Annotated in this window: 17 protein-coding genes; 4 read left to right on the top strand and 13 right to left on the bottom strand. The window is 37.5% G+C overall.

Annotated features, from left to right (window positions below; translation table 11 throughout):
- Positions 1–7: 7 nt before the first annotated feature.
- The 10 genes from MB14_RS03515 to MB14_RS03470 all read right to left on the bottom strand — a co-directional run bounded on the left by MB14_RS03515 (position 8) and on the right by MB14_RS03470 (position 12,444).
- On the bottom strand, positions 8–1,831 hold the full coding sequence (locus MB14_RS03515) for a tetratricopeptide repeat protein (RefSeq protein WP_165899474.1): 1,824 nt from the start codon (positions 1,829–1,831) through the stop codon (positions 8–10).
- Between the two features lie 373 nt (positions 1,832–2,204).
- On the bottom strand, positions 2,205–3,836 hold the full coding sequence (locus MB14_RS03510) for an Ig-like domain-containing protein (protein ID WP_062588743.1): 1,632 nt from the start codon (positions 3,834–3,836) through the stop codon (positions 2,205–2,207).
- Positions 3,833–4,714 (bottom strand): class I SAM-dependent methyltransferase, encoded by an 882-nt coding sequence (locus MB14_RS03505; RefSeq protein ID WP_062588740.1) that lies wholly within the window; start codon positions 4,712–4,714, stop codon positions 3,833–3,835. The genes MB14_RS03510 and MB14_RS03505 overlap by 4 nt, the downstream gene beginning before the upstream one ends.
- A gap of 3 nt (positions 4,715–4,717) precedes the next feature.
- On the bottom strand, positions 4,718–6,583 hold the full coding sequence (mnmG, locus tag MB14_RS03500; protein WP_062589033.1) for a tRNA uridine-5-carboxymethylaminomethyl(34) synthesis enzyme MnmG: 1,866 nt from the start codon (positions 6,581–6,583) through the stop codon (positions 4,718–4,720).
- An 87-nt stretch (positions 6,584–6,670) separates the two neighbouring features.
- Positions 6,671–7,099 carry an rRNA maturation RNase YbeY gene (gene ybeY / locus MB14_RS03495; RefSeq protein WP_062588739.1) on the bottom strand — a complete coding sequence of 143 codons (429 nt, stop codon included), beginning with the start codon at positions 7,097–7,099 and terminating at the stop codon, positions 6,671–6,673.
- Positions 7,099–7,500, bottom strand: a complete 402-nt coding sequence (locus MB14_RS03490) for an ATP-binding protein (protein ID WP_062588737.1) — start codon at positions 7,498–7,500, stop codon at positions 7,099–7,101. The genes ybeY and MB14_RS03490 overlap by 1 nt, the downstream gene beginning before the upstream one ends.
- A gap of 8 nt (positions 7,501–7,508) precedes the next feature.
- On the bottom strand, positions 7,509–10,895 hold the full coding sequence (locus MB14_RS03485; protein ID WP_062588736.1) for a DUF4175 family protein: 3,387 nt from the start codon (positions 10,893–10,895) through the stop codon (positions 7,509–7,511).
- A gap of 90 nt (positions 10,896–10,985) precedes the next feature.
- A complete protein-coding gene (locus MB14_RS03480) occupies positions 10,986–11,747 on the bottom strand; it encodes an exodeoxyribonuclease III (protein ID WP_062588734.1) in 762 nt (253 codons plus the stop codon).
- The gene (locus tag MB14_RS03475; RefSeq protein ID WP_062588732.1) at positions 11,744–12,106 is read right to left on the bottom strand and encodes a hypothetical protein; all 363 of its coding nucleotides are present in this window, start codon (positions 12,104–12,106) and stop codon (positions 11,744–11,746) included. Before MB14_RS03475 ends, MB14_RS03480 begins: the two co-directional genes overlap by 4 nt.
- Positions 12,106–12,444, bottom strand: coding sequence for a carboxymuconolactone decarboxylase family protein (locus MB14_RS03470; protein ID WP_062588729.1), 339 nt, complete (start codon positions 12,442–12,444; stop codon positions 12,106–12,108). Before MB14_RS03470 ends, MB14_RS03475 begins: the two co-directional genes overlap by 1 nt.
- A 242-nt stretch (positions 12,445–12,686) precedes the next feature.
- Between MB14_RS03470 and MB14_RS03465 the strand changes: the two genes are divergently transcribed.
- Positions 12,687–13,181 carry a ComF family protein gene (locus MB14_RS03465; protein ID WP_157716537.1) on the top strand — a complete coding sequence of 165 codons (495 nt, stop codon included), beginning with the start codon at positions 12,687–12,689 and terminating at the stop codon, positions 13,179–13,181.
- 64 nt (positions 13,182–13,245) lie between these two features.
- On the opposite strand, the gene MB14_RS03460 is transcribed toward MB14_RS03465, so the two are convergent.
- Positions 13,246–14,706, bottom strand: a complete 1,461-nt coding sequence (locus MB14_RS03460) for an SUMF1/EgtB/PvdO family nonheme iron enzyme (protein ID WP_062588725.1) — start codon at positions 14,704–14,706, stop codon at positions 13,246–13,248.
- A gap of 325 nt (positions 14,707–15,031) precedes the next feature.
- Between MB14_RS03460 and MB14_RS03455 the strand changes: the two genes are divergently transcribed.
- Both MB14_RS03455 and MB14_RS03450 read left to right on the top strand, forming a co-directional pair.
- Positions 15,032–16,171, top strand: a complete 1,140-nt coding sequence (locus MB14_RS03455) for a sensor histidine kinase (protein ID WP_062588722.1) — start codon at positions 15,032–15,034, stop codon at positions 16,169–16,171.
- 19 nt (positions 16,172–16,190) lie between these two features.
- Positions 16,191–16,913, top strand: a complete 723-nt coding sequence (locus tag MB14_RS03450) for a LytR/AlgR family response regulator transcription factor (RefSeq protein WP_062588720.1) — start codon at positions 16,191–16,193, stop codon at positions 16,911–16,913.
- A gap of 63 nt (positions 16,914–16,976) precedes the next feature.
- Here the strand turns inward: MB14_RS03450 and mfd are convergent, their stop codons facing one another.
- Positions 16,977–20,327, bottom strand: a complete 3,351-nt coding sequence (gene mfd, locus MB14_RS03445) for a transcription-repair coupling factor (protein ID WP_062588718.1) — start codon at positions 20,325–20,327, stop codon at positions 16,977–16,979.
- A 132-nt stretch (positions 20,328–20,459) separates the two neighbouring features.
- Here mfd and MB14_RS03440 point away from each other — a divergent pair, with 132 nt between their 5' ends.
- A complete protein-coding gene (locus MB14_RS03440) occupies positions 20,460–21,086 on the top strand; it encodes a cytochrome c oxidase subunit 3 (protein WP_062588716.1) in 627 nt (208 codons plus the stop codon).
- A gap of 64 nt (positions 21,087–21,150) precedes the next feature.
- On the opposite strand, the gene MB14_RS03435 is transcribed toward MB14_RS03440, so the two are convergent.
- Positions 21,151–22,386, bottom strand: a complete 1,236-nt coding sequence (locus MB14_RS03435) for a hypothetical protein (RefSeq protein ID WP_062588714.1) — start codon at positions 22,384–22,386, stop codon at positions 21,151–21,153.
- Between the last annotated feature and the right edge of the window lie 137 nt (positions 22,387–22,523).

Raw genomic sequence — 22,523 nt, 5'->3', positions numbered from 1 at the left:
GTAAAAATTAACCAAAGTCTCCTCGCAGTTCTCGCAGCCTTTTTCTGGCTTCGGAAACGAATATGCTTCCCTTATATTTTTCCAGCAGTTGAAGGTAAACTTCCATTGCTTTTTCATTGTCCTTCAAGTCATCTTCTAAAATAACCCCCGTTAGAAAAAGAGCGTCATCTCCTAAAATTTCGAAATAATGCGTCTGATTTATAACACCTAAAGCAGCTAAAGCTTTATCAAAATGGCCAAGCTCTCTTTCTGTTTTCGCCATTAAAAAATATACCTCATCAATAATTGAGTGTTTAGGATATTTTTCAATCATTTGGTTTAAGGCAACAATAGCTTCATTTTTTTGATTCTGAAAGAGTTGTAATTCAATATTGGCGTATTCTTGCATCACCACATCTGTAGAATCAAAAACGGTATTATTTTTAATTAGAATACTGAGGTTTAAGGCATCATTTGCAATTTCTCGAGATGTAGCAAGTTTTAGAATATCTAGGTGACTTTGGGCAAGCTCAAACTCTCCTTTGAAGTAAGAAAGCTTGGCACTCTTCAGTTTTGCCTCATAACCTAAAGGCTCATCTTTAAACATTCTTTCTACCTGAGCATAGAGTAAAATAGATTCCCAAGGTTCTTCATTAAGTAAATAGATATCTGCCAAATCCATTTTTGATTCTGCAATTACCCGATGTTTACCAACTGGTTGGTTCACATTCTCTGTAAGAATTTCGATGGCTTTTGGTATTTCGTTTAAATAAAAAGCATACAAATGGGCAACTCTCCTATTGGCATCAATGATATTAAATACGTCTCTTAAGTTTTCCTTATAGGCATCATATTTCACAATTAAACTCCTAATTGCAGTAGTATCCACAGGATAGGTTTGCTTTACCACTTCTTCATCGGCCAATAAAACATAACGCTGTGCTAAATTTTTACTCGGACTATCAGGAAACTCCGTAAGAACATAATCAAATGCTTTTTGCGCTGTTTTGTATTCTTGATTTCTGAACGCGATCAAACCCACGTTAATAATATTTTCTGCATTATTCTGAAGCCTTCTATCTAAGGCTCTAGCCTGCCGTAAGGCAGCCGCAAAATTTTTCTGTTGTAGGTGGGTCCAAACCAATAGATCGTTGTAAATAGGGTTACCTGCGTCTTTCTGAATGAAATCGTAAAGCGTTGTTTCAAGTGTATCTAAATCTTCAGGTTCTGTAAGTACTCTTTGAAATGAATTTTTAACATAGCTCAGATTTTGGGGCTGCGATTTTGAAAAAATGAGATATTCCAAAACCATCTCCTGCTTTTGATTCATCAGCTGATACGCGTTGGCCAATTCTAGTGAAAACATATCAGGCCGATTCATTGCTTTTCTTCCTTCTTGATAAGTTTCTAGCGCTTTTTCTCTCAGGTTTTTTTCAAAGAATACCTGAGCTAAAAATCTTATGCCATTTGTTTTCTGATTTTCTCCGGCATCTTTCGCTTGTTCAGCAATTATGTCATTAAATACTTTCTCTGATTTCTCTTCTTCTTTTTGACTTTTGTAGAGCATTCCCAAATCTACCTGATAGAAGAAGTTTTCTGGATTATCTTTAATTACACCCTTTAAGTACTTTTCGGCTTCTTTAAATTCTTCTTCGCTTAAAAGTAATTTTAAATAGTTGTCGTGTATTCTAGGAATGTTTGAGTTGTTCTTGGCTAATTTTTTATACTCAGTTAATGCTTTCTCAAACTCTCCTTGCTCATAGTATTCATTTGCAAGTGCAATAGCATCGACCTGCGAAAATGCGGCACTAGTCATCAGTATCATAAATAGCAAAAGAGCTGTCTTCCTCATAGTTGTTAACATTTTCAACACGCTAGTAATTAAATATAGTTAATTGATTAAAGATAATTATTCTCTATTAAGACTGTGGATATGTGTACAACTTGATTCCCCACATAAGTTCTTTAAAACTGTTGGTAAGTTGTACAGAGCATTTCGTTTATAAACATCTTATCAACTTCTAATTTATTGATTAATAATCAGTTAATTTTTTTCTGTGAATATCGATCGATTTTGTGGATAATAAATACTGACTTTTAAAATGTGGATGGGGTTCTGAAAATTACTTGAAAGGTTACGAATTTATCCACTTGGCTCTAAGTGGGTACTGAAGAATGTGGAGTAGTGTGGATTGAGGTTGGTCTATCCTCGTTCTTATTCACAGTTAATCCTTGTTATTCACAGTGTGAGAAATATTGATATCGCCTATTTCCCAGTTCTTTTTAACGCTAATGGTTTTGCTTTTTGAAATGGGATCTGTGTAGAATATTATGGATTCTGAAGGTGTTCTTGTAAGTATATTTCCAACATCATGTCTTTTATTATTGTTGGTATCGATAATCATTCTCACTTTATAATTACCTGCATCAAGGTTGTTGAAGGTGTAGTTCTTATTGTTGTACAGCTCACGAATTACGTTTCCTTGATTATTTAATAATTGTATAATGAAGTGAGGCGCATCTGTTGTTATGGTTCCTTGAATTAGCCCGGAGTCTTCTGATTTGGCTACTTGAAATGTTTTTTGAATGAGAGATGATGTATCTGCTTCAACACTTACAAATGCTCCTTTTTCGAATATGGCTTGTAATTGCTCACCAGGTTTGATATAGTTGCTTCCATTTAAGATCCAGGAAATTTCTGTTTTTGATGTGTTCCATGTCATCAATGAATCAGGTATAGAAAATTGATTGAGACTATCTTTTTGAAGGATTACTTTCTCAGAATTATAAGTTATGATGGGTTTGTTAAAGGCTACTTTAAGATTGAAGATATTAGAAATATAGGGGCTTGATGGATATATATTGTGTGTTAGTTTATCTCCTTCCAAATTAGATTCGTTGAAATAGAGTTTGACAATTTGTTTCAATCTACTGTCGATAGAATCATTTGCATTTATGACCAAGTTGGTGGAATCACCATAAGTTTCCATCGTATTGTAAATTCTAATTTTGTCCGGACTATATAAATGATGGGCTAGAGGTATATCACTTTCTAATTCATAAGATGTAATTGGTTTGTTGAAAGTGATATCGTAGTATTTTCCGAAATGGCGATTTGTTTTAATAGACAAAGGAAGAACATTGAGTCTTTGTAATGAGAATGATTGTTGAGCGATATTCTCTGTTAGATTTACCGTGTCCATCAGAAAACCATAAAGCTCTTTATCAGTATCGGCTTTAGAATTATTGTTTTTATCGAGTGCTGCATACACTAAGAAATTTCCAGAAGGAAGGTTTTGAAATTTATAGTTTCCTGCCGTGTCGGTTTTTGTTAAGTATAGAGCTGCTCCAGAAGTTATATTCAATGTGTCTGAAGCTGGATACAATGAAACAAGTGCTTGTTTTACTGGTTCAGATGTATATAAATTGGTTATTTTTCCTGAAATGGATAATGAGTCAATTGTTTCACCAGTTGAAAAACTGAGATAAAGGTTTTTAGGAATATTGCCTTCATTTAGGTCTACTATTGTATTTCCGAAGTTAAGGGAATAAGTAGTGTTTTCTCTCCACGCGCTATCGAATAGCAATTGGACTGTATTACGTTTGATTCTTGTCTTGAAGTTACCGCCTATTGAAGGTGTAATGATCAGGTTGTTCTCAATAGATTTTGTAGTAACTGCTTCGTTAAAAACTAGTGTTACTGTTTTTTGATTGAATTGAGTTTGACCATCACTTGGGTTGGAAGAAATTAGTATGGGTGGATCTTTATCTTCCGGTCCCCCAGTTGGTGATGATATACGGGCACAACCTAGTAGTGATAATAGTATGGCAGTGAAAAGAATCTGTATTCTGGTCATTTTCTGAGGATATAGATTAAGCTACTGTATTCGCCACTGTTGTTTGCTTTGCTATTGGATTTAAATCCATTTAACATTCCGCGGACTAAGGTCATGGAATTTCCCACATATTTTTCTGAAAGCATACTTACGTAAAAAGCATCGAACACCATTGGTTCGATTTTATCAATTTTTAGGCCATGTTGTTTAGCTAATTGATTTACACTTTTTCTATCGAAATGATAAAGATGTCTGGGTACATCATAACCAGCCCAATGCTGTTTGTAGTGTTGAGCATCATATGATTTATGATTAGGAAGTGCTAATAATAATATTCCCTTTGGTTTGAGTTGTTTGATTAGTAATTCTAATACAGAATTGAGATCATGTACGTGTTCCAAAACATGAAATAAGGTGATTACATCGTAAGTATTATGTTGAATTGACTCGAAATTATGTAAAATCAATTTCTGAATTGATTTATTATTATGCGATAAGGCATTTTGATCTGGTTCGTAGCCTTTAGATATCCAACCTTTATTTGAAGTATAATCTATAAAGTGGCCAGTTCCAGAACCGTAATCCAAATGATGGACTTGTGAGGTCTGGTGGAGCTGCGATTTAATGAGTCTATATTTTTTGCCAAGAGTATATGATCTTACTAGTTTGTATAGAAGACTAGAAAGACTTTTGGTTTTATTGGAATGCGAAATATAATCTAAGGATTTATAATACGGGGCTATTTCAGCTTGTGTAGGTCTTGGATTGGTAAAGACTAAATCGCATGAAGAGCACTTCTGAAGTTGAAACTCTTCATGGCTCAAGAAATGATCATTGATTTTCAAATAGCTTTCAAACTGGGCATTTCCACAGAGTGGACATTCCTCTAATCTTTCCATTTTTTATTTACCCATATAAACCATAAGTACTGAAATATCTGCTGGTGAAACTCCACTTATTCTTGAAGCTTGCCCAATTGTAGATGGCTTTATTTTCTTGAATTTCTCTCGAGCTTCTGCAGATAAAGCACTAATGGAATCAAAGTCAAAATCGTTTTGAATAGTATGGTTTTCTAAGCTACTGATTTTATCAGCCAACTTTTCTTCTTTATCTATATAGTCTTCGTATTTGATAAGAATATCAACTTGCTCTAAAACTTCATGATCATACTTTGCCAAGTAGTTTGCAAGCTCTTCATCGAATGAAGGTAGATCATAAATATTGATTTGTGGTCGCTTTAACAGCTTGGCATAATTGGTTCTGTGTTCTATGATTGCTGTACCAAGCGCAGCGAGAGCTGGGTTGGCTTTATCTGGATCGATCTTCTTTTGTCGAATATCATTTAGCAGTTTCGAAACAGACCTCTTTTTCTCTTCAACATTTTTAAGTCTTTCGTCTGAGGCTAATCCAAGCTTATGACCTTTAGCCGTAAGGCGAATATCTGCGTTATCTTGGCGCAAGAGTATTCTGTATTCGGCTCTAGAAGTGAACATTCTGTAAGGTTCATCGGTACCTTTATTAATCAAATCATCAATTAATACTCCGATATAGGCTTCAGACCTTCCTAAAACAAAAGGTTCTTTATCGTGTGTTTTATTATGCGCATTAATTCCAGCCATCAATCCTTGGCAAGCTGCTTCTTCGTAACCGGTGGTTCCGTTAATTTGACCAGCAAAGTACAGGTTTTGAATAAGGTTGGTTTCGAGAGTAGTACTTAACTGTGTTGGGGGAAAGTAGTCATACTCGATAGCGTAACCTGGTCTGAACATTTTGGCATTTTCAAAACCGGCTATTTTACGTATTGCCTTGAACTGTACGTCTTCTGGTAATGATGTTGAAAATCCATTGACATAGATTTCAACTGTGTCCCACCCTTCTGGTTCAACAAAGATTTGATGTCTCGTTCTTTCGGAAAAACGATTGATTTTATCTTCAATAGATGGGCAATAGCGTGGTCCTAAACCTTGAATTCTACCATTGAACATTGGCGATCTGTCAAAACCAGTCTCCAAAATTGCGTGTACTTCTGGGTTGGTATAGGTGATATAGCAACTTTTCTGTTGAAGCAATGGTGTGGTTGAAGGAGAAAAAGAGAATTTCCCTGGTACCTCATCTCCCTTTTGTTCTTCCATTTTGGAATAGTCTAAAGATCGTCCGTCTACTCTTGGAGGTGTTCCGGTCTTCATTCTTCCTGATTCAAACCCAAGTTGAACGAGTTGTTCAGTGATTCCTTTAGATGCTCCTTCTCCTGTTCTACCACCGCCAAATTGTTTTTCACCAATATGAATGAGTCCATTTAAAAAAGTGCCATTCGTAAGCACAACGGATTTTGATCTAATCTCAATACCCATTCCTGTGGTGATACCGACTGCAGTATTGTTTTCTACAATAATACCTGTGACCATTTCTTGCCAAAAATCGATATTAGGATTGCGCTCTAATGCTAGTCGCCATTCTTCCGCAAACCTCATTCGGTCACTTTGAGTACGTGGGCTCCACATTGCCGGACCTTTGGACTTGTTGAGCATACGGAATTGAATCATAGATTTATCGGTAATGATTCCCGACATACCTCCAAGTGCATCTATTTCTCTTACAATTTGCCCTTTTGCCACTCCGCCCATTGCGGGGTTACACGACATTTGAGCTATGGTATTCATGTTCATGGTTACTAAAAGAACCTTTGAACCCATAGTTGCAGCAGCATTTGCAGCTTCACAACCAGCGTGGCCAGCACCAACAACTATGACATCGTATTGATTGAACATATAATTTTCTTCTTGATGTTTCACGTGGAACAGTTCTACAATGCTAGTTGATTGCTTTATAGTGTTTCACGTGGAACAGTTGATTTATTAATTGATTTGCAAAGATAGATAAGCTTCTTCTTTTTCTCTCATGAGCTGTTGCTCTTCTTCTGTCTTGTCATTATAACCAATAAGATGAAGCAAGCCATGGGCGAGAACTCTTTTGAGCTCAAGTTCGAAGGATACATTTTGATCAGAGGCATTTTCTGTTACTCTGTCAATCGAGATGAAAATGTCAGATTCTATCGGGTCTTCAGGGTTATCACGATTATCAAATGTGATAATGTCTGTATAATAATCGTGATCTAAATACTCTTGATTGATTTTTAATAGATAATCATCGGAGCAGAAAACATAGCTAATCTCTTCTATGGAACTGTTTTCGGCCTCTGCAATGCGTTGAAGCCAAATAGCAATTTGATCTTCTTTTTTTAGGCTGAAGTCTATGTCTTCAGAGAAGAAGTTAATGTTGTCCATTAATTGAGGTAAAAGGTAAGTTTAACTTCTTGGCCGTTATCATTAAAAGCTACTTCATCAGCCAAATGCTTCATTAAGAAGATACCTCTTCCACCTGGTTTAGCTAAGTTTTCAGGTGCTGTTGGGTCTGGTAAGTCATTGATAACGAATCCTTTACCTTCGTCTTTTATTAAAAATGTAACCGAAGTTTCTTCTAAAATCATAGAAAGATGCACGAACTTGCTTTTCTCTAATTGGTTACCATGAATAATGGCATTGTTAACCGATTCAATGACGGCAATCATGATGTTTCCGTAAAGGTCATCATCTAACTGATACTTTTCTTTGGCGTTGTCTATAAAACTTTCGACAATCCGAATGTTCTCAACTAGAGAAGGAATTTCAATGCTAATAGTGTTCATGTAGAGAATTAATTCTTCTGCTTTATTTTTTTGAAATACTTATTGGTTTCTTGCTTGTAATATGGATTAAGAACAGCAGGAATAGTTTTTAACAATTCAATTTCTTTTTCCTTTGCCTTAAGGTATTCGTTTAAAGATTCTGGTACTGATATGTCATAGTCAGTTGCCGTCTCTCCTTTTCTTTCTTCATCTTCACCCCTTTCGTTCATTGCGTTTTCAGCTTCTAACAAACGGGTAAGTATTTCTTGTTGTCTTTCTACAGTTTCTTCCGTCAGGTTTTTATTGATAAGGTCTTCCTCATTCTTTTCCATCTGGTTAATGAGCTTATCAATTTTCTCGCCTAAATTATCTCCATCAACTCCGGTTTCAAAATTTTCAAGTGTATTTCTCAAACGTTGCTGCTCTGCTGCTAGTTTTGCTAATTCTTCAGAAAGTTGTCTTCCAGATTTTCCGCTTTGTTTTAGTTCACTTATTTGTTCACTAAGCTGTTTCTGAAGTTCACTTAAACCACCAGGCATTGGCTTATTCTTTTTATTGCCTTTGTTAGAAGAACTGGCCATTTGGTTTTGCATTTGCTGAACGATATCATCTAATAACAAGGCCAAATTGTTGATAGAAGTCATTGTAAACTGCTGTTTTCCAGTAGCTTGATTGATTCTTTTTTCTTTCAATTCGTCCAAAGCGCCATCCATCTGTCGGTTCATTTCACTTACCTCTCTCATTACAAATGACGAGATTTGGAATACCCGTTGAGAAAGGGAAATTAAGCTATCCTGAACGATTTTAGAGTCGTCTTTAAGCTTGAGTTGCTTTTGAGTAAGATCTACAAATCGAGGGTCACTCTCGCGTATTTCACGGAAAGAATTCATCAGGTCTTCCTGATTGAAAGAAAGCGTAACAAGGTTATCTACAAGCTCTTTTAAGAACTCTAGGTTTTCTTGCTGCTGTTCCATTTCCATACCACCTTGCATTGATTCAAGGTTCTTTTTCATTTCCTTCATTTTCTCAGCTGCTTTTTGCTGAGCTTTTGTTGCGTTTTGTCTTTGCTGCGAAGGTTTACCCTTTTGTTGTTCCTGTTCACTCTTCTCGTTTTGCTCTTCTTGTCCTTTTTCCTGTTCTCCTTCAGATTTCTCTTGGCTATTTTCTTGCTCAGATTCCTGTTGAAGTTCTTCTTGCGCTTTTTCTTGCTCTTCCTTTATTTCCTCAAATTGTTCTTTTAAGTCGCTAGGTAGGTCATCTGGAGTTTTTCTTTCTTCGTTTAGCTCATTTAGCTTCTCCATTTGCTCTTGAAGTTTTTCGAGGTCTTTCTTTTCTTGAGCTTGTTTTTGGCTGAGAGAATCTGAACTTGATTTTTCGTTTTGAGTTTCTTCAATCAGCTGTTCTTGGTCTTTAATGGCTTGCTCTAATTCCTTTATGTTTTGCTCCAATTTCATATCGAACTGAAGTTTTTTGAATAATTCTAAAGTTCTTTCTATCTCCTTTTCAAGGTCGCCACCCTTGTTTTTCATCTCTTCTATTTTATCTCTGAACTCAGAAATATCACCTTGTTCTTCAAGAAGTTCTTTCAATTCATCATAGAGTTTTTTGGTTTCATCATCTAGGATTTCGTTCATCAACTCTTGTAGTTGATTCATTTTTTCTTGAATCTTATCGTTTTGAGGAGAGAATTGTTCTTTCTTCATGTTGTTGAGCTGATTTTCTTTCTTTAACTCCTCCAACTTCTCTGCTAGTTGATCTTTCTGCTTAAGAATATCTTGCATCAATTTTTCGTCTTGCCAATCCAATTCTTTTTTAGTCTTCAAGCGTTCATCTACCTCACTTAGTTTTTCATTAAGCTCTTTGGCCTCTTTTAAGGTTTTATCTATGTCTTTCTGAACCTTTTGTGAGGTGCGATCAATTTCTTCTTCAATTTCTTCCTTTGAAGGTATTTTGAAAGAATAGGTACTTGTTTTTACAGATTTTGACCCATTAACTCCATCATTATCAGAAACTTGTACATAATATTTGATTTCTGCACCAGCAGTGATTTTAGCTGAATCTAAGTTGAAAACTTTGTAGTAACTCTGGTTATTCAAATCTTTATTCAGTTCTAAAGGAAGTTCTTCAAAGTTTTGGTCGTTCTGATATTGGTAGAAAATAGAAAGACGAGAAAAGCCATGATCATCAGTAATATTTCCACCTAAAACTAGAGATTTGAATAAGATGGTATCTTGATATTGATCTAAGGTGATTTCGGGATAACGATCTTTTACTGCTTCAACTGCGAAAGCAAGCGAGTCGCGGTTGAGGCTATATTCATTCTTGAGTTGGATGGAATAACGGCTAGATTTACGGATTTTTTGTTCGTAGCTGAAAGTGCCGTTTGAACTCCTTTTTGCCTTTTCATATATGTCAAGCTCTGGAAAATTGAGCTTTACTTCATCTGTATTATCGGTATCGAATTTCCATTTAACAATGGTGCCTTCGGGTACAGAAACGTTTCCAGAGTTTTCTAACTGCTCTTTTTCTCGTTTTAAATACTTCGGAAACTCAAGTTCAAGGTTGAATAGTGAGAGTGAAGGTCTAGAAACAACTTCAATTTTATATTCTGAGGAAGTAATACTTTCCGCTTCTAACGAAAACTTGGTATCTGCTTGAACTCTGGTGAATGTGTACTCAAAGCTTTCTGGGCCTGTTTTATTGGCTTTTACCTTACGGTTATTTGTCCATACATAAAGATTTTGAGGAATAGAACGTCCTTCAGTATTTACTTCTAATGTAAAGTTTTCACCCTTAAAGGCTTTAAAATCGGTGTTTTTAATAGCAAAAGAAAATGGAGCTTCAGGAAGGAACTCAGTATTATAGTTGATTATTCTTGTAGAACTTTCTGTAAGAAACTGGGGAATGAAAAGTAGTAGAATAACGATAATGGCACCCGGCCCAATCACATATCGGAGGTATTTTCGATTTCCTTTATAGTCTATGGCATTCACAAATGAAATCTTACCAACTTCTTTGCTTTTCTGCTCTATACTGGCTAGAAGCAACTCGTTTTGTACTGTATTGAGCTTTTCTAACTGAATTATGTTTAAAAGCTTGTCCGAAATTTCTGGAAAATGGGCTCCAATTTGTTTAGAGGCCTCTTCATTCGATAAGTGTTTTTGTGCGTTTCTTAAGTGATATAAATTTTTACCAACAAACCAGAAGAAAGCTAATAAGCTTCCAAAAACGAAAGAAAAGAAAAGAATAGCTCTACCTCCGCCACTTAGGCGCGCTGAAAACTCAAAAGCATTGGCTAAAATAAAAAGGCTAAGAAAAAAGGCTAAGAACAGAATAGAGCCTTTGATCAACCGGTTAGTGTAGAACTTTTTTTTATATGCCTGAAGTTGCTGCTTTAGTAATTGGTTAGATCCCATCTCCTGAATTTAAACTTGTAAATACTCATACGTGATTAAAACGTATTTGATTGTATAACAATTGACTAAAGGAGAAATATACGATTTAAATTATCGAATTTCTAGGAGTATCGGGCAGTGGTCTGAATGAATAGCATCGTTTAAGATAGATGCACTCACTAATCGGTCTTGCATTTCAGCTGTGGCCATGTGATAATCGATTCTCCAGCCCTTGTTATTTGCTCTTGAGTTTGCTCTGTAGCTCCACCAAGAATATTCGTGCGGGTTTTGATTAAAAATTCGGAAGGAATCAATAAAACCCGCTTCTGTATATTTTGTCAGCCATTCTCTTTCTTCAGGCAAGAAGCCAGATGAGTTTTTGTTTGAAACGGGGTTATGAATATCAATGGCCTTGTGAGCAATATTGTAATCTCCGCTGATAATTAAGTTAGGAATGGTTTTTCTTAATTCATTAGCGTACTCAAAAAAGAAGTCGAGCCATTCATATTTGAAGTCTTGGCGAATGTCTCCGCTTGTTCCGCTTGGCATATAAACGCTCATAACCGAGAAATTTTCATAATCGGCTCTGATTACCCTTCCTTCAGTATCATATAAAGGGTTTCCGCAACCATGTTCCACGTGAAGCGGTTCAATTTTACTGAAGATCGCTACTCCACTGTAACCTTTTTTTTGTGCAGGCTCCCAATATAAATGGTAGCCCAAAGCCTCAAATTCAGAAGTATCTACTTGATCGGGTAATGCTTTTAGTTCTTGCAAACAAAGAATATCAGGGTTTTCGGTTTTTAGCCAGCCCACAAAGTCTTTTTTCATGGCGGCTCTAATTCCGTTTACGTTATAGCTGATAATCTTCATAATTCAATTTTTAATTCCGTCTCAAAATATTCAATTACATGCATTTTGAGAAGCTTTTCTTGGTCCATTAGGTCGAAATGAGGCAGGGAAACATCTGTTTTTTTCCAGTGAGGCCAACCTTCAACATCAATTCCCTCTAGTTCATAAAACCCTGAAAGACTTAATACTTTGCAAATAGCAATGTGCATCAAATCTTGCTTTTCTTCCTTAGTGAAATTTTGTTTGCCGTTGCCAAGCTCTTGTACCCCAATAAGAAATAGAACCCCATTAAGATCTTTGGGCCTTTTGCCCAAAAGCTGCTCTAAATGGGTAAGCAACCTTGCCCAACTTCTCTGAAGTTCTAAATCTTTTTTATACATTATTTATTGAGCTCCTCCCAAAATTCAACTGCCCTTCTAAGGTGAGGAATTACAATGGTTCCGCCAATCAAGTTTGCAATTGAAAAGACTTCGAACACTTCTTTAGTGGTCACTCCCAATTCGTGGCATTTTCCTAAATGGTATTTGATGCAGTCGTCACACCTTAATACCATAGAGCTAGAAAGCCCGATTAGTTCCTTTACTTTTCCATCCAATGCACCAGGAGCAAAGGCATTAGTGTCTAGATTAAATAATCTTTTCAACACAGTGTTGTTCTCTTCCAAGATTTTTCCGTTCATCTTGGCGCGATAATCATTGAATTCTTCTACAATAGTCATTACCTTAATATTTCGTCAAATATAGTTTCGTTTTCTGAATGCCTAGCAAGATAAATTTAATCTTGAACGACTTTGTTGCTCTCTTTTTCCCAAACATTTGTATTGGGTGTAAAGGGTCGTTACCCAATGGTATGAATCATATTTGTCCGACTTGTCAATACGATTTGCCGAAAACAAATAACTATAAGGAAGAGGTTCCGCATATTTATCAAAAATTGGCCGGCTCTATTCGGTTTAATCACATGCTAGCTTACCTCCATTTCCAGAAAAAGGGAATTGTTCAGCATATTTTGCATGAATTAAAATATAACCATAAAGAGGATGTTGGCCTTATGATGGGTCGATGGTATGGTCACGATTTATTGCTAGCCGGCTTTACCAACGAGTTCGATCTGATTATTCCAGTTCCATTACACTCGTCTAAGCAAAGAAAAAGGGGCTATAACCAAAGTGAGGCTTTTGCCAAAGGGCTTTCAGAAGTATTGAAAGCAGAAGTTTGTCTTGGGCTTAGTAGGGTGGCTGCCAGTGAAACGCAAACGAGAAAGAGTAGGGTCGAAAGACTGGAAAATGTGAAATCAATTTTTGAAATAGTAAACGCCTCGGAACTTCATGGTAAACGGGTTCTTTTGGTGGACGATGTAATTACTACGGGTGCTACTTTGTTGGCTTGCGGAAATGTATTAATCGAAGCAGGTATTAAAGAACTCAGCTTTGCTGTAATTGCTGCTACTCGCTGACGGGTGTAAAACAAAAAAGGCCGATTCCTTTGTAGAAACGGCCTTTTAATAACTTTTCTTCTATTTATTCTTTACCTCCAAAAATTCCACCACCACTAGATTTCGGTTCGAAACCAATAGAAATCATAGCACATCTAAAACCAATGGTATTTGTGGCTTTATCTTGATCTAAAAATCTTCTTGTTCCTGGCGACATCCAGTAAGCTACATCTTTCCAAGAACCGCCCTTGTATACTTTCGCTCTGTCGTTAATTAATGATCTGAAGTCGGTTCTATCTCCATCCCAACCGTAAAGTTGCTCCCCATCGGCCGTTCCATCTTTTCTAACTGGGTTTAGATCGTCTACTGCTTGGAATGAAAGTGGTCGGTAGGTATCGTTTACCCACTCGCTTACGTTACCCGCCATGTTGAATAAACCGAAATCGTTTGGCTCATATCCTCCAACCGGGCGTGGAATTACATCTCCGTCATTATTAATATTTCCGGCAATACCAGCATAATCGCCTCGGCCTCTTTTAAAGTTGGCCAAAAGCTCACCTCTTCTTTTACCGTATGGATTTCTTACTCCTCTGCCATCCCAAGGGTAAATTCTACCATATTCTTCGTTTTCATCTAGGTATTGAGTTCCGATAGTCGCTTTAGCAGCATATTCCCATTCGGCTTCATTTGGTAACCTAAATTCAGGTAGGTAAATACCTCTTTCGATAAACAACTTTTTATTCGCATTGATAAAGGCGATTTGATCTTGCTGAAGATCATCTAATTCTTGTGGTGTAATTTGAGCACCACCAGTAGAGCTATTTCCTCCAGCACTTCCAAGAATTTGTAGTGTTCCATCCGGGTCATAAAACTGTAATTTATAAGCATCGGGAAGATCTTCGAATGGTAACTGGCTGATAGTAATGTAATTAACAAAATCCGTTCTCCATTTACAGTAGTCTACAGCCTGTCTCCAAGTAACTCCAACAACTGGGTGGTTATTGTAACCCGGGTTGCTATAATAATTTTCGCTATACACATCATTGAAAGAAAAATCACTAGACCAAACGCTATCGTTTGGAATTAAGTCTTCAAGTGTTTGTCCGTTATGCGAAGTAGTTGGCGGAAGAAATGGGTTAGCAGGATCATCCACTATTTCAATATCCTTGCCTAAGCTTAGTGGTATAGGGTTGAATTGGTAAAAAACATATTCTTTCCAATCCTTGTTCGTCACTTCAGTTTCGTCCATATAGAAAGAATTCACTGTTACGGTTCTTTCTATGTTGTCTCTGGTGCCTAACAAATCTTCTTCAAAAGAACCTAAAACGGTTCTACCTCCTTGAATATAAACCATTCCTGGAGGGTTAGGTAAGTTTTTTGTATCGAATGGGGTAAAACTGAGGGTGTCTTTTGAGTTACCATAAGCCATACCAGTTGTAGAACTCACTCCTCCTTTATTTTTATTAAAAAGGAAGCAAGAAGATAATAATGAGGTTGACAGTAGTATAAATACTGAAACCTTCAAAAACCCAGCTGTATTTTTCATGTTAGTGTTTTTATTCAGACCTTTTAGGTGAATTAAGGGGGCTAATATACACTTATCCCTTATGTTTAACAAAGGTGTAATTCACTCATTGTTATGCCTAAACGTTGGTTCTAATTACATATTTTACAATTCAGCATCAAAATGCAAGATTGAAAATAATACAATGGATGAAAAGACAGCGTATAATTAACCATTATTTAACCCGAACAGGTTAATCAATGAGCCTTTCTATTTCTGATCGGGCTTATTTTATGGTTAATCCGAATATTAAACCTTTCAGTAAAATGATCGGAGAGGTGTTGAATAAATGTATTTGCTTTAGGTTATGAAAAAGAATCAGCTGTATTGGATGCTCCAAATTGGAGGTTGGGGCGGGCTCCATATAACCAGCTTTTTGGCTATTGCTTTTGTTCTGCCTTTTTGGGCCTCTGTCATTTCTACCATAGTCAGTGTTCTTTGTGCTGTTCTTATTAGTCATTTGTACAGGCTTTACGCAAAAAAGAAAAAGTGGAAAGACTTAAAAATCGTAAAGCTTATTCCTCGCGTATTTTTTAGTAGTATTATTCAGGGGGCGCTCTTGGCCATTCTTACCTTTTTGGTTGCTATTGGTTCTGTTATGTTATTGATCAAGGTAGATCCCAATTTAATGGATCATTTTACAGGACTTTCTAAAATGGAAGGTGTGGATGAAGCCACCCTTGAAAAATTAAGAGAAGTAAATCGTGGCATATTTACGCCCAGCACCCTAATTATAATGGCGGTAAGCTTTATTGGCAGCTATTCGGTATATTTTATTAGTTGGTCGTCTATCTATTTTGCGTACCAGTTTCTTCAGAAGAATAGAGAGGTTGAAATTGAAAAATGGAAACTTCAAGCTACAGTTAAGGATGCAGAACTGAGTGCTTTAAAGTCTCAGATCAACCCACACTTTATATTCAATAGCCTCAACAATATTAGATCTTTGGTAGTAGAAGATGCCGAAAAAGCTAGAGATTCAATTACACACCTTTCTGATCTTTTAAGATTTTCCATTCAATTCGATCATTACGAAAAAGTGAGCCTTGAGAAGGAAATGGAAGTTGTGGCTCATTATTTAAACCTTGAATCTATTCAGTTAGAAGATCGACTGAGGTACCAGTTTTTGATTGATAGTGAAAGTAAAGATGTCGTTGTTCCGCCAATGATTATTCAAACCTTGGTTGAAAACGCCATTAAACATTGTATCAATAATTTACCTGAAGGAGGAGAAATCATAGTGGAGTCAAAAATGACAAATAACTTCCTAAGTATTTTTGTGAAAAACACAGGCCAATTGAAAGGGCCAAATGGTACTAAGCGAAAAGGAATTGGAATTGGAAACGCGAGAGAAAGACTACGCTTGCTATATGGAGATAAAGCTTCTTTAAATATTGAAAATATGAATGAGCACATGGTCTGTGCAACGGTCAAAATTCCATTAAATTAAAACCTCAAAATTAAGCGATATGAAAACTTTAGTAATAGACGATTCAAGACTTGCCAGAAACGAATTAAAAAGACTGCTCAAAGAGTTTGATAATGTTCAGGTTGTTGGAGAAGCGGCAAGTGTTGATGAAGCAATTGAAAAAATCACCGAACTAAAGCCCGACTTAATTTTCTTGGATATTCAAATGCCAGGCAAAACAGGTTTTGATTTGCTTGAGGAGCTCGAAATTGTGCCAGAGGTAATTTTTTCAACTGCCTATGACGAATATGCGCTAAAAGCTTTCGAATACAATGCACTTGATTATTTGGTAAAGCCCGTTCAGAAAGATCGGTTGGCGGGAGCCATTTCTAAGGTGATTGAAAAAGTAGAGAAAAAGGAAAGAGATAAAGAAAACGGAAGCGATAAACTTACAATCCACGATCAGGTTTTTGTAAAAGATGGCGAAAAATGCTGGTTTGTTCAGTTGGCCGATATCCGCCTTTTTGAGGTAAGCGGAAACTACACCACCGTGTATTTCGACAAATCGAAACCGATGATTACCCGAACGCTAAACTATTTAGAATCAAGACTAGACGAGAAAACCTTCTTTAGGGCTAATCGTCAACAAATCATCAACTTAAAATGGATAGAAAGAATTGAACCTTGGTTTAGCGGTAGCTTAAGAATCTACATGAAAGGGGGCGAAGAAATCGATGTTTCGCGTAGGCAAACCCTGAAGTTTAAAGATATTATGAGTTTCTAGATTTTGCTGCTAATCATATTCAAACGCTCCAAATGTAAATTTTGGAGCGTTTTTCTTTTTAACCTAAGCACTCATATTTTGTAAAACCTCTATTGCTTTTCCGATAGATAGTACCTCGTCAATTCGTAGAATCAATCGGGTTTTATGCTCCTTCATATGGCAGCTTTTTGGATGCGATTGAACATAAGCAATTACTTTTCCGAAGGCAGCCGATTGGAAATAGCGCTCATTGTCAGAAGGTAAAAAGTAGCATTTCATCGATTCGTTTTTGATAACCACTTTTTCAAAACCCAGATTTTCAGCCAACCAACGTAGTCTCACCGTTTCGATTAAATCTAAAACAGGCACAGGAATAGGTCCAAAACGATCTTTAATGCTGGCCGTAAACTTGGCCAATCCTTCTTCATTTTTAATGTTATCGATTTTGGAATAGAGGCCAAGTCGTTCCGAAATATTCGAAACGTAAGTCTCTGGAATTAGAATTTCTAAATCGGTTTCAATCGAAGTATCTACCTTCACTGCTTCAGCCGCTTCTTTCACCAAATCCTTGTAAAACAGGTCCTTGAATTCTGTTTCTTTCAATTCTTGAACGGCTTCGTCTAGAATTTTGTGGTACATCTCAAAACCCAAATCGGTAATGAAACCCGTTTGTTCGGCTCCTAATAAATTACCTGCTCCGCGAATATCTAAATCGCGCATGGCCACTTTAAAGCCATCGCCTAAATCAGAAAATTCTTCCAAAGCGCTCAAACGTTTTCTGGAATCGGAACTAAGCCCGATAGACGGAGGAGTTAATAAGTAACAGAAGGCTTTTCGGTTAGAACGCCCGACTCGTCCACGCATTTGGTGTAAGTCGGAAAGCCCAAACATGTGTGCATGATTAATTATAATCGTATTGGCGTTCGGAATATCTAGGCCAGATTCAATGATATTGGTAGAAATCAGTACATCGTATTCGCCCTCAATGAATTTTACCATGCGCTTTTCAAGAACACTTCCTTCCATTTGACCGTGCGCCACGCCAATTCGGGCATCTGGCACAAGCTTCAGAATAATATTTCCTACCTGAACAATGTCTTTAATTCGGTTATGCACAAAGAAAACCTGACCTCCACGCCTTAACTCAAAACTGATGGCATCGCGAATAACGGTTTCATCAAAAGTGTGAATTTCCGTAGTAACAGGCTGACGATTTGGAGGAGGCGTAGCAATCACGCTTAAATCTCTGGCGCCCATTAAAGAGAAATGCAAAGTTCTAGGAATTGGCGTAGCTGTAAGGGTAAGCACATCCACATCTACTTTAAACTCTTTCAGTTTATCTTTTACCCGTACCCCAAATTTCTGCTCTTCATCAATAATTAGAAGGCCTAAATCCTTGAACTGAACATCCTTATTTACGATTCTGTGCGTACCGACCAATATTTCGGTTTTTCCTTCTTTTACCCGTTGAAGGGTTTCTTTAATTTCTTTGGCGGTTTTAAATCGGTTGATGTATTCCACATTGACCGGGAAATTCTCCAGTCTTTCAGCAAAAGTACGGTAGTGCTGCATGGCCAAAATTGTGGTAGGTACTAAAACCGCCACCTGTTTTCCGTTGGCGCAAGCTTTAAAAGCTGCACGAATGGCCACTTCTGTTTTACCAAAACCTACATCGCCACAAACCAATCGGTCCATTGGGTGAGGCAATTCCATATCGGCTTTAACATCTTCGGTCGCTTTGGCTTGATCAGGAGTGTCCTCATAAATAAAAGAGGATTCCAGTTCGGCCTGCATAAAACCGTCAGGCTGAAAAGCAAAACCGCTCGCACCTTTCCTTTTCGCGTAAAGTGCAATCAGGTCTTTGGCTATGTCTTTAACCTTCTTTTTAACCTTCGATTTCTTGGTTTCCCATTCAGGAGAGCCCAATTTACTCATCGTAGGCGGTGTGCCTTCTTTGCCAGAATATTTTGAAATTTTATGAAGGGCATGGAGACTGACATAAAGCAAATCGTCATCGCGATAGACCAAACGAATGGATTCTTGTTGATTTCCATTCACTTCCACTTTTTCCATTCCCGCAAAACGCCCTACGCCATAATCAATGTGGGTAACGTAATCTCCTGGGTGCAAAGAGCGCAGTTCTTTCAGGGTTAAAGCCTTCGATTTACTGTGTTTTGTTCGGCTTTTGTATTTGTGAAATCTATCGAAAAGCTGATGATCTGTATAGCAGAGCATCTGGAGCGTTTTATCGATAAATCCTTGCCTGAGGCCGATATTAAGGGGTTGAATCTTGATGATAGGATTCAACTCCGTAAATATTTTTTCTAATCGGCCAATTTGAGTTTCAGATTCCGCAGAAATTAAAAGCGTATGATTCTTCATTTGCCAACCGGCAAGGTTATCGGCAATGAGGTCGAAATTTTTGTTGAAGGATTGCTGTACTTCTGCTTCGAAGCGATATTCAAAACCAGATTTTTTGGTAAAGCGATTTCCAAATTCGATTTGAGCAAGACTAGCGATTCCCTTTTTAAATGATTTTTGAGTTTCGAAAAGCGCATCTGGGCTGAGCACTACTTGGGCATCGGTAACGGAAAGTACTTCGTCAAAATTCGCAGATGCTTTTTCGAAGTATTTTTCGATCGTGTCTAAGGTTTGTTGGTAATCCTTAAACCAGATTTTGGTGTTGTTCGGAATAAAGTCTAAAAACGATTGCCTCACTTCTTGCAACAATCGGGTTTGAATATTCGGAATGATGTTGATGTGTTTTACGCTCTCCTGACTGAGTTGAGAAACGGGATCGAAAGTTCTAATGCTTTCTACTTCGTTGCCAAAAAGCTCGATTCTGTAGGGCAAATCGTGAGCGTAAGAATATACATCTACAATACCACCTCGCACCGAAAACTGGCCTGCTTCATAAACAAAGTCGGTTTTTTCGAAATCGTAGGTCATCAGCAGCTCTGCCAAAAACTCCACATCAATTTCTTCCCCCACTTTGGTAGAAAAAGTATTGGTGGCTAGGGCCTTTTTGTTAATCACCTTTTCTGTAAGCGCTTCGGGGTAAGTAACGATGATTTCACCTGTGGAAGCCTTATGGTTAATCCTGTTTAGGATTTCGGCACGCATGAGAATGTTGGCATTCTCGGTTTCATCAAACTGATAAGGCCTTTTGTAGGAAGTAGGGAAAAGCAAAACCTCTTTTTCACCTACCAAATTCTGCATGTCGTTATGAAAATAAGCAGCTTCTTCTTTATCGTGCATTACAAAAAGGCAAGTTTGCTTATTGTGTTGATATATGGCAGCCGCCACAACGGCATCTAAACTACCTACCAATCCCCTAAGCTGAATGGTATTTCCCTCATTGGGCTTGATTCGCTCGGCAATGGTTTGAATGATAGGGTCTTCCCTATAAATTTTTATGAAGTCTTTTACTTTCAAGGTTTTTGCTAAAAAGAGGGGGCAAATGTAAATAATTCTGAAGCCATTCGTGACAAAACAGTGTAAGCAATCAATAAATTAACCGACATTTAACCCAACTCTTTAATTGCTTTTATTGTTAGAGCATTTGTAGTGAAAAAAGAAAAAGTTAGAATCGGCTTGAGGCGCGAAGCCTTTAATAAAATGGAGCAGATACATCCGCATCAAATAATGCTCTATGTAGCTTTGATTGGTAGCTCTGTGCTTTTCCTCTTTTTAGTGGTTGCTTTTACGGCTAGCAGACCGATTCATAGTGATTTCCTTAAAATTGAATTTCCTAAATTCTTTGTGGTAAGTACGGTACTGATGCTCCTTTCGAGTTTTTCGGTGTCCAAAATTATTCCGGCTTATGAAAAGGACGAGCTGGAAGAGCTGAAAAAATGGCTTGGAATTACTTTTTTACTGGGTTTGGCTTTTGCCACCTCGCAGTTTTTAGGATGGCGCGAACTACAAGAAAATCAGATTCTTTTTAGCGGAGTACGCTCTGGCGCTTATCTCTATGTAATTACTGGCTTACACGTAATACATGTGTTGGCTATTTTACTTTACGCGGTTCGATTGCTGGTAAAGTGTAATAAAGTTTCGCTCGATGCTGTGCAAAGTTTGATCTACTGCACCAATCCTTACCAAAAAATCAGGTTCAAAATGCTCACAGACTTCTGGCACTTTGTAGATGTACTTTGGCTGCTGTTATTCTTCTATTTGCTGTTTAGTTTTTAAAAAAAAAGGCCACAACGTAGTTGCAGCCTTCCAAATGACCTGTATATGTTTCTGACTTTTGGGCTTAGTTAAAGTTGATCTGCTTAATGTTTTCGTATTTCACGTAAGTGGGCTTTCCGCTTGAATTGAAAACCAAAACGCCTTCATTTTCATCGCTTACATCTCTGCCCGAACCAAGGGTTAATTCTTTACCGCTTTTCAACACAATTCTTGCGTTATCGTAATTTCTTGGGCTGAAGGATTTGATGTTTGCAATTGGAATAAAGTATTCAATGTTATCGTCCTCTCCTTGAATTATCTCGAAATTGTATTCTTCATCTAGATCAAAAATGATCTCGCCAGAAAGGCTTTCTCCTTTGGTTGTTTCTACTGTTCCTGAGATTTTCTTGACTTCGTAATCCGAATAAGCTTTTCCAGAATTTGGTGCATTTGTAAATTCAACACGCTTAAATTCTTTCCATGGAATATCTACTCTCCCGAAATCGGTACTAACGATAATTCCACCGTTCGAATTGTCAACATCATTCGAACCTCTCAAATAAAGCTCTCTGCCAGATTTAGTCACCACATTACTACCAGAGCGATCTCTTTCGATGGATTTAATATTGCCAAATTCGATTTTCATGTCGCCATCGCGGGTATCGCCATCGAGTACATTTGTGGTATAGCGCTCATCGTGATCCCATTGAACAAACCCGGTTATTGAACCCCCGTAATATTCAACCGTTCCGTACAGAGGATCGCCAATTCTGCTAGTGAGCTTGCTTGGCGTATCGATAAACTCTATGGTTTCAATTCTGCTCCAGTTGAATTTCATGCTTCCTAATTCTTGATCAAGAACTGTGATTGTTCCTCCCATATCGTCTGAGCCATCTTTTACAAAAACTCTATCCCCATTGCGAAGCGTTAACTCTACTTCGGAACGTCTGTTAATATCGATTCTGGAAATGTTGCCAAATTCCGTTCTGAATTCGTGCGTAGTTTCCCAGCTGCTGTTTCCCCAACTAATAGTGAAGCTGCCCCAGCTGCTATTTCTTCTTCTTTGTTCGTCCCTTAAATCGTTTTTTTCTTCTCTCGTCAGGTGACGATAATTATCGTTTTCTTCCTTGTTTCCATTAAAATGGTCTGTCCAATAGCCTTCTCCGCGATCGCCCCAGCGCATTTGACCTGTGTAGCTCTTGCCATCAATGGTTGTAAGTTTTCCATAGATGAATCCTTCATCTTGTGCATTGGCCGTAAGAAATGGGGCTGCAATGAGCCCGAGAAAAAGGGCAGATTTTGAAATAATTGATTTGATCATGGTTGTGTTGTTTGAGTTTGATTCATTTTGACGAATCAAAGATGTAGAATGACATCTTGCCAAGAAATGCGGATTGGCTCTATCTAGTTATTCTTTAACCGAAACGGGAGGAGAACTTACTGAACTGGAAATGATGG

It is taken from the genome of Roseivirga ehrenbergii, from assembly GCF_001593005.1.
GTDB classification, from domain to species: Bacteria; Bacteroidota; Bacteroidia; order Cytophagales; family Cyclobacteriaceae; genus Roseivirga; species Roseivirga ehrenbergii.
Note: the sequence above shows the minus strand (reverse complement) of the source record. Positions and strands in the feature narration are given on the sequence as shown.

Bases quoted from the DNA above. Each gene is read 5' to 3' on its own strand.
- MB14_RS03505 (WP_062588740.1), bottom strand. From the start codon at position 4,714: ATGGAAAGATTAGAGGAATGTCCACTCTGTGGAAATGCCCAGTTTGAA.
- MB14_RS03465 (WP_157716537.1), top strand. From the start codon at position 12,687: ATGCTAGCTTACCTCCATTTCCAGAAAAAGGGAATTGTTCAGCATATT.
- MB14_RS03450 (WP_062588720.1), top strand. From the start codon at position 16,191: ATGAAAACTTTAGTAATAGACGATTCAAGACTTGCCAGAAACGAATTA.
- MB14_RS03460 (WP_062588725.1), bottom strand. From the start codon at position 14,706: ATGAAAAATACAGCTGGGTTTTTGAAGGTTTCAGTATTTATACTACTG.
- ybeY (WP_062588739.1), bottom strand. From the start codon at position 7,099: ATGGACAACATTAACTTCTTCTCTGAAGACATAGACTTCAGCCTAAAA.
- MB14_RS03455 (WP_062588722.1), top strand. From the start codon at position 15,032: ATGAAAAAGAATCAGCTGTATTGGATGCTCCAAATTGGAGGTTGGGGC.
- MB14_RS03480 (WP_062588734.1), bottom strand. From the start codon at position 11,747: ATGAAGATTATCAGCTATAACGTAAACGGAATTAGAGCCGCCATGAAA.
- MB14_RS03490 (WP_062588737.1), bottom strand. From the start codon at position 7,500: ATGAACACTATTAGCATTGAAATTCCTTCTCTAGTTGAGAACATTCGG.
- MB14_RS03515 (WP_165899474.1), bottom strand. From the start codon at position 1,831: ATGAGGAAGACAGCTCTTTTGCTATTTATGATACTGATGACTAGTGCC.
- MB14_RS03485 (WP_062588736.1), bottom strand. From the start codon at position 10,895: ATGGGATCTAACCAATTACTAAAGCAGCAACTTCAGGCATATAAAAAA.
- MB14_RS03435 (WP_062588714.1), bottom strand. From the start codon at position 22,386: ATGATCAAATCAATTATTTCAAAATCTGCCCTTTTTCTCGGGCTCATT.
- MB14_RS03470 (WP_062588729.1), bottom strand. From the start codon at position 12,444: ATGACTATTGTAGAAGAATTCAATGATTATCGCGCCAAGATGAACGGA.
- MB14_RS03475 (WP_062588732.1), bottom strand. From the start codon at position 12,106: ATGTATAAAAAAGATTTAGAACTTCAGAGAAGTTGGGCAAGGTTGCTT.
- mnmG (WP_062589033.1), bottom strand. From the start codon at position 6,583: ATGTTCAATCAATACGATGTCATAGTTGTTGGTGCTGGCCACGCTGGT.
- MB14_RS03510 (WP_062588743.1), bottom strand. From the start codon at position 3,836: ATGACCAGAATACAGATTCTTTTCACTGCCATACTATTATCACTACTA.